The following is a 12,715-nucleotide window of genomic DNA, read 5'->3' as shown; positions in this document are numbered from 1 at the left end:
CGATTTCCCGCGCCCTTCCCACCCACAAAACCCAAGAGGCGCCATGACCCAGCCTTCCCAGACAACCCACGGCTTCATCCTTGAGCGCGAGCAGGCCATCCCCGAACTCTCCGCCACCGCGCGCATTTACCGCCACGCCAAAACCGGCGGGCGGCTCTTGTCCCTCATCAGCCCGGACGAGAACAAGGTCTTCGGCGTGGCGTTGCGCACGCCTCCGGCCGATTCCACCGGCCTGCCGCACATCCTGGAGCACAGCGTGCTCTGCGGATCGCGAAAGTACCCGGTCAAAGAGCCCTTCGTGGAGCTCATCAAAGGCTCGCTGAACACCTTCCTGAACGCGCTGACCTTTCCGGACAAGACCTGCTACCCCGTGGCCAGCGCCAACCTGCAGGACTTCTACAATCTTGTTGATGTCTACCTGGACGCGGTGTTCTTCCCCCGGCTCACGGAGAACACGCTGAAGCAGGAAGGCTGGCACTACGACGTGGAGAAGCCCGGCGACCCGCTGGCCTTCAAGGGCGTGGTGTTCAACGAGATGAAGGGCGTGTACTCCTCGCCCGACAGCCTGCTGGCCGAGTACTCCCAGCGCGCGCTCTACCCGGACACCTGCTACGGCCTGGACTCCGGCGGCGACCCGGAGCGCATTCCGGACCTGACCTTCGCGCAGTTCATGGACTTCCACCGGCGGCTGTACCACCCGTCCAACGCCTACGCCTTCTTCTCCGGCGACGACGACCCCGAGCGCAGGCTGGCCATTGTGGACGAGTATTTCTCGCAATTCGACGCCCCCGCCCCCGGCGAGCCCGCCTCCGAGGTGGGCCTGCAGCCCGCCTTCGACGCGCCCCGGCGCTTTGTGCACGTCTACGCCAAGGAACGCGACGCCGAAGACGCCGCCAACGCCCCCGAAACCCCCGAAGGGGGCGAAGGGGACGAAGGGGCCATGTGCACGGTGAACTTCGGCCTGCCGGACACGCAGAATCCGGACCTGAGCCTGACCTTGGAGGTGCTGGAGCACGTGCTCATCGGGCTGCCGTCCTCGCCGCTGCGCAAGGCCCTGGTGGATTCCGGCCTTGGCGAGGACCTGGCCGGCGGCGGCCTGGAGACCGACCTGCGGCAGATGTCGTTTTCCGTGGGGCTCAAGGGGCTGGTGACGGAGAAAGGCCGTGACGCCGAGGCCGCGGCCGGGCAGGTGGAGCGCCTGGTGCTGGACACCCTGGCGCGGCTGGCCGTGCCCGGCGCTGCGGACGGCCTGCACCCGGACGACATCCGCGCCGGGCTGAACAGCGTGGAGTTCGACCTGCGCGAAAACAACACAGGCAGCTACCCGCGCGGCCTGGTGATCTTCTTCGAGGCCCTGTCCACCTGGCTGTACGGGGGCGACCCGCTGGCGCATCTGCCCTTCGAGGGGCCGCTGGCCCGGCTCAAGGCCAGGCTGGACGCGGGCGAGCCCGTGTTCCAGGACCTCATCCGCGCGCACTTCCTGGACAATCCTCACCGCGTCCTGGTGATTTTGAAGCCCGACGCCGCCCTGGGGCAGCGCCGCGAGGCCGCCGAGGCCGCGCGCCTGCAAGCGGTGAAGGACGCCCTTTCCCCGGTCGATCTGGAGCGGCTTGTGGCCGAGACCCACGAGCTGCACGCCCTGCAGGAGGCCCCGGACGCGCCCGAGGACCTGGCCAAGATCCCGCGCCTGACCCTGGCCGACCTGCCCAAGGAGAACGCGCGCATCCCGCACGAGCGGGTGGACGTGGCCGGGGCGGCGGGCTTCGTGCACGAGCTGCCCACCAGCGGCGTGGTGTACCTGGACCTGGGCTTCGACCTCGCGGCCGTGCCCGACGAGCTTGTGCCCCTGGTGCCCATTCTGGGCCGGACGCTTCTGGAAATGGGCACGAAAAAGCGCGGCTTCGTGGACCTTTCCCGCGCCATGGCCATGCATACGGGCGGCGTGTGGGCGCAGACCTTCCTGTCCTCGGTGCGGGGACAGGGGCCGGAGGCCACGTCGCAGCGGCTGTTCCTGCGCGGCAAGGCCACAGCCGACAAGCTGCCGGCCCTGCTGGAGATCATGGCCGAGGTGCTCTGCGAGGCCGACTTCGGCGATGCCGAGCGCCTGGGCAAAATCATCCTGGAGTCCAAGGCCCGACGCGAGCAGCGGCTCATCCCGGCCGGGCACACCCTGGCCGCCATGCGGCTCAAGGCGCGCTTCGGCGTGGCCCAGGCCATGGGCGAGGCCATGAACGGCCTTTCCGGGCTGAACGCCGTGCGCGAGCTTTCCGCACGCATGGAGACCGCGCCCGAAAGCGTGAGCGCCGACCTGCATCGGCTTCTGTCGCTGCTGCTCTCGAAGCGGGGGCTGGTGGTCAACCTCACGGCCGACGGCGCGGCCATCGGCGCGGCTTTGCCGCGCATCGGGGCGCTGGCCGCCAGCCTGCCCGACAGCGCCCTGGCCCCGGCCTCGCGCGCCATTCCGGCCCTGCCCCTGCGCGAGGGCCTGACCCTGCCCGCCCAGGTGAATTACGTGGCCGCCGGCGGCAACGCGCGCGCCCTGGGCTTCGAGCCCGGCGCGGCCGCGGCCGTGGCCGCCAAGTTCCTGCGCGCGGGCTACCTGTGGGAACGCGTGCGCGTGCAGGGCGGCGCCTACGGGGCCTCCTGCGCGTACAGCCGCCTTTCGGGCAACATCGTGCTGGCCTCGTACCGCGATCCCAACGTGGCCCGCACCCTTGACGCCTATGGCGGTATTGGTCCATACTTGTCGGGACTTTCTCTAGACCCTTCGGAGTTGGAGAAGAACATCATCGGCAGCATCGGCGACATGGACCATTACATGCTGCCCGACACCAAGGGCTTTACCGCCCTTGCGCGCGAGCTGACCGGCGAGGACGAGGGGTACCGGCAGGCCGTGCGCGAAGCGGTGCTTTCCGCCAGCCAGGCTGACTTCGCCGCCTTTGGCGAAGCCGTGGCAGCCGTGCTCAAGGACGGCCCAGTGGTTGTTGTCGGCGGGCGCGATGCGCTGGAACGCTCCGGCCTGGGCCTGACCCTGACCAAGGCTTTGTAACATTTCTTCGTGCCAGGGCGTCGAGACGCTGACGCCCTGGCACGAAGAGTAGATCTAGATTTTTTCTAGATCGATTTCACGTCCCTGCGGCCCTTGGAATTGAAAATAGTGGCCCCGATATTGCATAAGGAAACGGCATGAACGCAGATTCCGCCCGCAGCACCCGCGCACGCCGCTTGGCCAGACCGGCCATGCTGGCGCTGCTTGGTCTGTGGCTGTTCTGCGCGGGCGGTTGCGCCCTGGTGCCCTTCGCCATCACCACCACGGCCTCCTTCGCCATGCCGCAGGCGGCGTCGCTCGCCATGAGCGGCGTCAAAAGCGCGTACAACGGCGCGGTCATCGCCAGCGACGAGCGCGACATGAACACCATCCTGCGCGACAACGTGCTGACCCTCAAGGCGCAAAGCGCGCTGGCCGAGGCCAAGGCCCCGGACGACGTGGAGGCGCTGGCACTGAACGGCGACATCTTCGTGGTGGGCACCGTGGCCAGCACCGAAGAGCGCGGGCGCATCATCGCCGCCCTGCAGACCGTGGACGGTGTGGACGAGGTGAAGGGACACCTGCCCCTGCGCGACCCCGACGCCGTCGCGCCAAGCGGCGCGGATACGCTGCTGGAAAACAGGACGCGGCTCGCGCTCTCGCGCCATTTGCTGCACAAGAACGCCGGCGTGGCCGTGGAGGCCGTTGGAGGCGACCTGTGCCTCATGGGCGTGGTGGGTTCCCATGCCGAGGCCCTGGACCTCATCCAATATGTGGAGTCCATGACCGGCGCGCGCGCCATCTCGCTTTTGGCCATCCGCAACGAATACGCCAGCGGCCGCGTGGAGACCAACGGCCTGTACCTGCTCTCCCCGCCGACAGCCGCGCCCCTGGACGCGGGCCCGGCCGGTGCGGCCGCCCAGGACAGCGCGCACGACGCGGATTACCTGCCCCTGCCCGACGCCCCGGTGGTGCTCCAGGCCGCCGCGCCCGCCGTGGGCCAGACTCTGGAACACGCCCTGCGCACAGCGCCCGTCGTGGCCGCCGCCACCCATGTTCTGCCCGCGCGGCCGCGCATCGCCCCCGCGCATACGCACGCCGCAGCGCCCGCCGTGAACAAGGTGCGCGCGCACATGCAGCAGAAGCTCATCACCCTGGCCAAGCGCGAGCACAACCAGCTGGCCCGGGCGGAACTGCTGGCCCTGGCCGACCAGGTGGCCCAGGACCGCGACGTGTCCATCTCGGACCGGCTGTCCGTGGCGGCCGAGCAGGCCACGCAAACGCAATCCAAGGCGCAGATCGAAAAGATTCTGGAGCTGTATTAGCGCGATCGCCGCCGCGGCCGCCGCCACACCCAACGCCATTCCCGACTTCGTTCCCGACTTCGCTCCCGACATCTGCCACGCGCCGCCCTCCCGCAACATGGCCGGAGGGCTTTTTTGCGCCCCGCGCGCCCCCCCCCCTAGCGGCGGAAGCGGTTGCGCACGGCCAGGGCGAAGAGGGTGGCCTGGAGGGCGGTTGCAACTTGGGCTAAGCCGGAGAATATGGTACGAATTCCCGACACAATAGGGGCGGAAGTGTTTATGGTTGCATCAATTTTGACCAAAGGCATACAACGCACCCACTCGTACAGCACTTCACCGACCTTCAGCGCGTCAAACCGGAGACTCAAGCCGGTCTCAAATAGTTTGAGGACGACAAGCGTTAATAATGACAACACGATGAGAGCCAGTAAGCTAATGGCTGCGCGCCCTGAACGCTCTCCAAAACCGCTAGATATCCAGTATAGGAACAGCAAGGAGCGGCGCATCCGCCAAGGGAGAGCACGAAATAACTCCCACAATGCCGACATCCGATTCTTGACACATAGGGATTCATCCTCGAAAGCATCAACGAGTGCATTTGATTTTGCTGGTAGCAGCTGCAGCTTGAGCTGCATGAGCTTTTCGCGGAAGTGCCAGCGGGAGGCTTGAGGTTGGTCGTGCAGCTCCAAGGCGCGTTGCTTCATGGCGCGGTAGAGTTCTTCGCATTCTTTCATATGGATCTTATTTTTTCTAACTTGCTCTTCTGGGCTAACAGTATCACCTTGCACCGTTGATGCGTACGTCTCATAGCCAAGCCTCATTGGCCATGTGAACACAGAGAAACTCATCCAGTGAACGTCATGGCTTCTGAATATTACATTCTTCATAAATACTTCATTGCCTCCGCCGTTGCGAGAGCCGTGGCCAGGAACTGTCGGAGCGCCTACCCTGGAAAAGAGTATCGACTTATCCTTGCCACTACAGCCATGGAAAAGTGCTTCAGCATTAAAAGAACATTCTTTAAAATGAATTCGTTCCTCAACATTGATTTCACAAAAGTTTACCTTTTGAAAGATGCAGTTATAAAAAACTCCTATTACAAACTTCGAGCCATGAAATAGAAATTCACCGTTGCTTTCTGACTTCGGACAACCACTTTCAAATTCTGAATAGTCAAAGGTTGCATCTTTAAAAATGGCGTTTTTAAATTCACTGTCAGAAAATTTTACTCCGTAAAACCGTACACTAGAACAGAATAAAGCACATGAGAAATCCGCTCGCACTATTCTCTTATTGGTATTTTTACCTATAATTTCAAACTTCCAAGGGAACACCACCCCTTTGAGGCAAGTAATCTCGTTTGACAAAACAGCATTATTCATTCGGTCAAGGACTAATTTATTGAAGGCTTGGCTCGTCAAAGGCTTCGCTGAATCAGCCGACGCCAGCTTCGTCTCCGCCTTTTGCGCATGAAAAACACAATACCCTTTGCCATCCACCGGGTCCTCCCACACCACTTCCTGCGGGTCCGGCCAATTGTACTCTTCGCACTTGCAGCACTTCCCTTCCATCTCCCCCTCCTTCTCCCAACCTCACCCTATCCACTACCCGATACGCCCCGGCCTGCAAAGCCCAAACCCTCGCCGGGGCGGGGAGGCGTTCCGCCCCTTCCCTCCCGCCAATCTTTGGCGTAGAACCTTCGGCGTTATGGTGCATCTCGACCATGTGAACTGCACGCTCGGCGGGTCCCAGGCCCTTGTCGACGTTTCGCTGCACGTTGCGCGCGGCGAGTTCGTGTTCTTGACCGGCCCTTCCGGCGCAGGCAAGACCACGCTCTTGCGCGTGCTGTACGGCGACCTCAAGCCCACCAGCGGCGCGGCAACCGTGGCCGGGGTGGACCTCATGCGCCTGAAGGCCTCCGGCCTGCCGGGGCTGCGGCGCAAGGTGGCCGTGGTGTTCCAGGACTTCAAGGTCCTGCCCGAGCGCAGCGTGTTCGACAACATCGCCCTGGCCCTGGAGGTGCGCGGCGTGCCCAAGGCCAGCATCGACCGCCGCGTGCGCGCGGTCATCCGCGCCCTGGACCTCGAAGAACGCTCCTACGCGCCCTGCCGCGAGCTTTCCGGCGGCGAGCAGCAGCGTGTGGCCATCGCCCGCAGCATGGTGGTCAACCCGGAGCTGATTTTGGCCGACGAGCCCACCGGCAACCTCGACGCCGACCTGGCCCGGCATCTCATCGAGCTGTTCAAGCAGTTCAACACGTACGGCACCACCATCATCATGGCCACCCACAACCGCGAGGTGCTTGCCTGGGCGCCGGAGGCCCGGCAGGCGCACATCGAGCGCGGCCGCATGAGCCTGCCCGAGGCCGAGGTGCTGGACGCCGACCCCGTTTCGCCCATCCGGGCCGCCAGGAGGGGCGCATGAGCACAGGCAAGCTGATGCGGCGCGGCGTGGCCGACATGGCCCGCCACCCGCTGCCGCAGCTGTTGACCCTTGTCACCGTGTGCATGGTGGCGCTTCTTGCGGGCGTGGGCCTGCTCATCCTGCACACCGTGCAGACCGAGGTGCTCAAGGCCCAGGGCCAGGCGCGCTTCCAGGTCTACTGGAGCGCCAGCTCCAACATGACCGAGGTGGAGGCCCAGTGGGCCGATCTGCGCGGGGCCGCTGGTCTGGCGGAGCTGTCCACCTTCACCCCGCGCGCGGCCATGGCCGAGCTCATGCGCGGGCTTTCCGAGGCCATTCCCGCGCCGCCCAAGGTCACCCTGAACACGGCGGCGCAGAACGCCACGGAGGCGGACAACGCCACCGACAACGCCACCAACAACACCCCAACAAGCCCCGCAACGGCGGCCAACGCCACCGCAAGCGCCACTCCCGCGCCCGATCCGGCCCTGGACGACTTCTCCTGGCTGGAGGGGCAGGACATTCTGCCGCCCACTGCGCTGGTGAGCTTCGACATCCCCTCCGGCGAGGCGCCGGAGCCCTGGATGGGCCGCATGTACGCGCGGCTGCGCAACCTGCCCGGCGTGGAAAAGGTGACCTACAACGCCACGCACCTGAACCTGGCCACGGGCTGGATAGCCCTGGTGCAGCAGGCGGCCTGGCCGGCGCTCGGCTTTTTCGCCCTGGTGGTGGGGCTTGTGGTGGGCAACACCCTCAAGCTCATGATGATGGCCCGCCGCGACGAGGTGGAAATTTTGTCCCTGGTGGGCGCCAAGCCCTGGTACATCCGCGCCCCGCTCTTCGCCAACGGGCTGGTGCAGGGCTTTGTGGGCGGCGCGCTGTCCCTTGTCTGCCTGAAATTTCTGCAGCTGTGGCTCGCCAGCCTGCTCGACGTGCCGCCGCTGTTCCTCAAGGTGCATTTCCTGCCCGTCTGGCAATGCGCGGCCCTTGTGGCCGCAACCACGGCCGTGGCCGGACTGGCCGCGTTCATCGCCGCGCGCAGGTGATCCCCATCCCCCGCATGTTTACCCATTTGCACAAGGAGTAGCCCATGCCCGCCGCAACAAAAAGAATGACCGCCCGCAGCGCCAAGATGACCGGGGGCCTGGAAAAGGCGCCCCACCGTTCGCTTCTGGCCGCCCTGGGCATGACGCGCGAGGAGATGCGCCGTCCGCTCATCGGCGTCGCCAACTCGGCCAACGAGATCATCCCCGGCCACATCCACCTGGACAAGATCGTCCAGGCCGTGAAGGACGGGGTGCGCATGGCCGGCGGCACGCCCATGGAGTTTCCGACCATCGGCGTGTGCGACGGCCTGGCCATGAACCACGAGGGGATGCACTTCTCGCTGCCCAGCCGCGAACTCATCGCCGACTCCATCGAGATCATGGCTTCCGGCCACCCCTTCGACGCCCTGGTGCTGGTGCCCAACTGCGACAAGGTGGTGCCCGGAATGCTCATGGCCGCGCTGCGGCTCAACATCCCCACCATCGTGGTCTCCGGCGGGCCGATGCTCGCGGGCGAGGTGCGCGGCAAGCGCGTGGACCTCATCAACGTGTTCGAGGCCGTGGGCCGCGTGAAGCTGGGCAAGATGGACGAGAGCGAGCTGGCCGAGCTGGAGGAGTGCGCCTGTCCGGGCTGCGGCTCCTGCGCGGGCATGTTCACCGCCAACTCCATGAACTGCCTCTCCGAGACCATCGGCCTGGCCCTGCCCGGCAACGGCACCATTCCGGCCATCGACGCCGCGCGCATCCGCCTGGCCAAGCGCGCCGGAATGCAGGTGATGGAGCTTTTGAAGCGCAACATCCGCCCGCGCGACATCGTGACCGAAAAAAGCGTCAAAAACGCCGTGCGCCTGGACATGGCGCTGGGCTGCTCCACCAACACCGTGCTGCACCTGCCCGCCATCTTCCGCGAGGCCGGGCTCGACCTCACCCTGGCCATCTTCGACGAGCTGAGCCGCAGCACCCCGAACCTCTGCCGCCTGTCCCCCGCAGGACCGGACTACATCCAGGACCTCAACGCCGCGGGCGGCATCCCCGCCGTCATGGCCGAACTCTCCAAGGCCGGGCTCATCGAGACCGGGGCGCTTACCTGCACGGGCAAGACCGTGGGCGAGAACCTCGCCGAGCTCAAGGCCGCCGTGCGCAACCACGAGGTGGTGCGCCCCATCGACGCGCCCTACGCCAAGCAGGGCGGCATCGCCGTGCTGACCGGCAACCTGGCCCCGCTGGGCGCAGTGGTGAAGCAAAGCGCCGTGGCCCCGGAAATGATGAAGCGCACCGCCAAGGCCCGGCCCTTCGACTCCGAGGAGGCCGCAGTGGCCGCCATCCTGGCCGGGGAGATCAAGCCCGGCGACGCCGTGGTCATCCGCTACGAAGGCCCCAAGGGCGGCCCCGGAATGCGCGAGATGCTCACCCCCACCAGCTCCATCATGGGCATGGGCCTGGGCGAATCCGTGGCGCTCATCACCGACGGCCGCTTCTCCGGCGGCTCGCGCGGGGCCGCCATCGGCCACGTCTCGCCCGAGGCTGCGAGCGGCGGGCTCATTGGGCTTGTGCAGGACGGCGATGCCATCGAGATCGACATCCCCGGCCGCACGCTGAACCTGCTGGTGGACGAGGACACCCTGGCCCAGCGCAAGGCGTCGCACCGGCCCAAGCGCAAGAGCGTCAAATCGCCCTTCCTCAAGCGCTACGTCAAACACGTCACCAGCGCCGCCCAGGGCGCAGTGCTGGAATAAGTCCACGCGGGGGCCGTCGCTCGGGCGGCCCCCCTTCTCCCCGCCTGCCGGACAGCCTCCCCGCGTCCGCCAGAGGCGCGCGTCTGCCCGCAAAACCGCATCCTCGCCAACAGCACAAGCACCCCATCCAACCGTTTTTTTTATGGGGGGGGGTCAAGATTTGGTACGCGTTCGCCGATATGCAGTGCATGGCGTAACCCATACACATGCACGAGGAGGCGATCATGCGCATCACTGGCATCAATGATGGCGTCCAGGCGGAGGGAGCGGACGGCCTGACCATTTCGGCCTTGAGCAAGAAAACGAAAACCTCCGTCCTCACCGAGCAGCGCGGCGGCGTGGCCGAGGCCGACACCGTGGATATCTCCGAGCAGGGGCGCGCCCTGGCCGCCCTGGCAGCGACCGGAGAAGACGGCGCGCAGGCCACGGACGAGACCGCCGCGGTCACGCAGGGAGAAGAATCCGCCGACGCTTCCGGGTCCGGCGACGCCTCAGGCCAGGGCGGGGCGCTCAGCCTAAGCGCTTCGGCGCGCGAGGCCCAAGCCGCTGTCAGCGCCTATGACGGCAACGAGACGGCCAACAGCACATACGAGAAAATCCTCAAGGAAATCCAAAAGCTTCAGGAACAGATCAAGGAGGTGCAGAACGACTCCAGCCTGACCGAGGAGCAGAAGCGGGTCAGAGTGCAGGAGCTGCAACAGCAACTGCTGTCCCTGCAAAACCAGCTGGTGAAGGCCAAGGCCATGAGCGCAGGAGACCCGCTGACCTACATGGGCGGCACGCGGGCGGAAGGGGCGTCCTTCCAGATGACATCGCACATGCTCCCCACCGATACGGGCGGGGGCGACGCCAAATAAAGCGATACGCCAACGCCTCTTCTGCCCTTCCATGTTGCCGCCCCGCGCCGAAGAACCTGCGGCCGCACGCCAGAACCACGGCGGGCGGCCGTTTCTTTTCGTGAAAATCCGCACATATCCGGCCTTGCCCCCTCCATCGCCGTTCACTTTGGCTTTTTCGCCGTTCACCGAAGAACACGGGCCAAGGCCTTGCTTCCTGACGTAGGACCGGGGCAGGTCAAGAACACATCGGCGAGGACCGCTGCGGATTCCGCTGCGCACTGGCGCTGGCGCACCCCAACGACAAGGCAGGAGTGAGGGATATGAGCGAAGAAAACACCATCGAGACCATGCAGCACGAGGGCCGCACCTTCGACCCGCCCAAGGGCGTGCAGCAGAACGCCTACGTCGCGTCCATGGCCGACTACGAGGCGCTGTACGCGCGCGCCGACCAGGACCCCGAAGGATTCTGGGCGGAACGCTCCCGCGAGCTCCTGCACTGGGACAAGCCCTTCACCAAGGTGCTTGAGGCGGACATGACCACGCCCTGCATCAAGTGGTTCGGCGACGGCAAGCTGAACGTCTCGGCCAACTGCCTGGACCGCCACCTCACCGACGGCCGCCGCAACAAGGCCGCCATCATCTGGCAGGGCGAGCCCGAGGACGACGTGAAGGTCTTCACCTATCAGATGCTGTACACCGAGGTGTGCCGCTGCGCCAACCTGCTGCGCAAGCTGGGCGTGGGCCGCGGCGACCGCGTGGCCCTGTACCTGCCCATGATCCCGGAACTGGCCATCGCCATGCTGGCCTGCACGCGCATCGGCGCCACGCACTCCATCGTCTTCGCGGGATTTTCCGCCGTCAGCCTGCAAAACCGCATCGACGACTGCCAGGCCAAGGTGCTTTTGACCGCCGACGCCGTGCTGCGCGGCGGCCGCGCCATTCCCCTCAAGGGCAACGTGGACGAGGCCCTCAAGACCTGCCCCAGCGTGGAGCAGTGCGTGGTGGTCAAGCGCGCGGGCATTGATATCCGCATGGTCGAAGGCCGCGACATCTGGTGGCACGAGGCCATGGCCGCCGAGGACATCAGCGGCGAGTGCCCCTACGAGAAGATGGACGCCGAGGACCCGCTGTTCATCCTCTACACCTCCGGCTCCACGGGCAAGCCCAAGGGCGTGGTCCACACCACAGGCGGCTACCTCACCTACGCGGCCCACACCACCCAGTGGGTGTTCGATGTCAAGGACGACGATGTCTACATGTGCACCGCCGACGTGGGCTGGATCACCGGGCACAGCTACATCGTGTATGGCCCGCTGGCGCTCGGGGCCACCAGCATCATGTTCGAGGGCGTGCCCAGCTTCCCCAAGCCGGACCGTTTCTGGAAGATCGTGGAAAAATTCAAGGTCAACATCTTCTACACCGCGCCCACGGCCATCCGCGCGCTCATGCGCGAGGGAACCGACTGGCCGAAAAAGCACGACCTCACGAGCCTGCGCATCCTGGGCAGCGTGGGCGAGCCCATCAACCCCGAGGCCTGGATGTGGTATTATGAGAACGTGGGCGGCAAACGCACGCCCATCGTGGACACCTGGTGGCAGACCGAGACCGGCGGCATCATGATCTCCGCCCTGCCGGGCGCGACGCCGCTCAAGCCGGGCAGCGCCACCCGCCCCCTGCCGGGCGTGGCCGCGGCCATCGTCCGGGCCGACGGCTCCGACGCCGGACCCGACGAAGGCGGGCACCTGGTCGTCAAGAAGCCGTGGCCGGGAATGCTGCGCGGCGTGTTCGGCGACCCCGAACGCTACCGCAAGACCTACTTCGACCGCTTCCCCGGCATGTACGAGGCCGGGGACGGCGCCAGGGTGGACAAGGACGGCTACTTTTGGATAATGGGACGCCTGGATGACGTCATCAACGTCTCCGGCCACCGCCTGGGCACGGCGGAGATTGAATCCGCCCTGGTGGCGCATCCGAGCGTGGCCGAGGCCGCCGTGGTGGGAATGCCGCACCACATCAAGGGCCAGGGCATTTATGCCTACGTCACCTTGAAGAGCGGCATCGAGGAGTCCGACGGCCTGCGCAAGGAGCTTGTGGGCCACGTGCGCAAGGAGATCGGCCCCATCGCCACGCCGGAGGTCATCCAGTTCACGGACGGGCTGCCCAAGACCCGCTCCGGCAAAATCATGCGCCGCATCCTGCGCAAGATCGCCGAAGGGCAGATCGAGGATTTCGGCGACACCTCCACGCTGGCGGATCCCACCGTGATCACCAGCCTGGTGGAAGGAAAGAAGGACCTCCTGGGTCAGTAGCGCCGACCCAGGAATCATCCGGGGTTGCGGGGGCGGATCGGCCGCCCCCG

Annotated in this window: 8 protein-coding genes; 7 read left to right on the top strand and 1 reads right to left on the bottom strand. The window is 65.8% G+C overall.

Going from position 1 to position 12,715, the window contains the following annotated elements:
• The first annotated feature begins 43 nt into the window (after window positions 1-43).
• Entirely contained in the window at window positions 44-3,049 is a 3,006-nt protein-coding gene (locus CHB73_RS07490; RefSeq protein WP_089273710.1) for an insulinase family protein, read from the top strand.
• Window positions 3,050-3,186: 137 nt separating this feature from the next.
• Window positions 3,187-4,353 carry a BON domain-containing protein gene (locus CHB73_RS07485; RefSeq protein ID WP_089273708.1) on the top strand — a complete coding sequence of 389 codons (1,167 nt, stop codon included), beginning with the start codon at window positions 3,187-3,189 and terminating at the stop codon, window positions 4,351-4,353.
• Between the two features lie 137 nt (window positions 4,354-4,490).
• Here the strand turns inward: CHB73_RS07485 and CHB73_RS16420 are convergent, their stop codons facing one another.
• Window positions 4,491-5,903 (bottom strand): hypothetical protein, encoded by a 1,413-nt coding sequence (locus CHB73_RS16420; RefSeq protein WP_143337335.1) that lies wholly within the window; start codon window positions 5,901-5,903, stop codon window positions 4,491-4,493.
• Between the two features lie 136 nt (window positions 5,904-6,039).
• On the opposite strand from CHB73_RS16420, the gene ftsE reads away from it, so the two are divergent.
• The 5 genes from ftsE to acs all read left to right on the top strand — a co-directional run bounded on the left by ftsE (window position 6,040) and on the right by acs (window position 12,665).
• The gene (gene ftsE, locus CHB73_RS07475; RefSeq protein WP_089273704.1) at window positions 6,040-6,756 is read left to right on the top strand and encodes a cell division ATP-binding protein FtsE; all 717 of its coding nucleotides are present in this window, start codon (window positions 6,040-6,042) and stop codon (window positions 6,754-6,756) included.
• Entirely contained in the window at window positions 6,753-7,781 is a 1,029-nt protein-coding gene (locus tag CHB73_RS07470; RefSeq protein ID WP_089273702.1) for a cell division protein FtsX, read from the top strand. The genes ftsE and CHB73_RS07470 overlap by 4 nt, the downstream gene beginning before the upstream one ends.
• Before the next feature lie 65 nt (window positions 7,782-7,846).
• Window positions 7,847-9,517, top strand: a complete 1,671-nt coding sequence (ilvD, locus tag CHB73_RS07465; protein ID WP_089274204.1) for a dihydroxy-acid dehydratase — start codon at window positions 7,847-7,849, stop codon at window positions 9,515-9,517.
• Between the two features lie 224 nt (window positions 9,518-9,741).
• The gene (locus tag CHB73_RS07460) at window positions 9,742-10,374 is read left to right on the top strand and encodes a FlxA-like family protein (RefSeq protein ID WP_089273700.1); all 633 of its coding nucleotides are present in this window, start codon (window positions 9,742-9,744) and stop codon (window positions 10,372-10,374) included.
• Between the two features lie 302 nt (window positions 10,375-10,676).
• Window positions 10,677-12,665 carry an acetate--CoA ligase gene (acs, locus tag CHB73_RS07455; protein WP_089273698.1) on the top strand — a complete coding sequence of 663 codons (1,989 nt, stop codon included), beginning with the start codon at window positions 10,677-10,679 and terminating at the stop codon, window positions 12,663-12,665.
• Window positions 12,666-12,715: the final 50 nt, after the last annotated feature.

The sequence above is a fragment of the Humidesulfovibrio mexicanus genome (genome assembly GCF_900188225.1).
Lineage (GTDB): Bacteria > Desulfobacterota > Desulfovibrionia > Desulfovibrionales > Desulfovibrionaceae > Humidesulfovibrio > Humidesulfovibrio mexicanus.
This window is presented reverse-complemented; position numbering and strand designations above follow the sequence as displayed.

Excerpts from the sequence above, each read along its gene's own strand:
- CHB73_RS16420 (WP_143337335.1), bottom strand. The coding sequence starts at position 5,903 with ATGGAAGGGAAGTGCTGCAAGTGCGAAGAGTACAATTGGCCGGACCCG.
- CHB73_RS07485 (WP_089273708.1), top strand. The coding sequence starts at position 3,187 with ATGAACGCAGATTCCGCCCGCAGCACCCGCGCACGCCGCTTGGCCAGA.
- CHB73_RS07460 (WP_089273700.1), top strand. The coding sequence starts at position 9,742 with ATGCGCATCACTGGCATCAATGATGGCGTCCAGGCGGAGGGAGCGGAC.
- ftsE (WP_089273704.1), top strand. The coding sequence starts at position 6,040 with ATGGTGCATCTCGACCATGTGAACTGCACGCTCGGCGGGTCCCAGGCC.
- ilvD (WP_089274204.1), top strand. The coding sequence starts at position 7,847 with ATGACCGCCCGCAGCGCCAAGATGACCGGGGGCCTGGAAAAGGCGCCC.
- CHB73_RS07470 (WP_089273702.1), top strand. The coding sequence starts at position 6,753 with ATGAGCACAGGCAAGCTGATGCGGCGCGGCGTGGCCGACATGGCCCGC.
- acs (WP_089273698.1), top strand. The coding sequence starts at position 10,677 with ATGAGCGAAGAAAACACCATCGAGACCATGCAGCACGAGGGCCGCACC.
- CHB73_RS07490 (WP_089273710.1), top strand. The coding sequence starts at position 44 with ATGACCCAGCCTTCCCAGACAACCCACGGCTTCATCCTTGAGCGCGAG.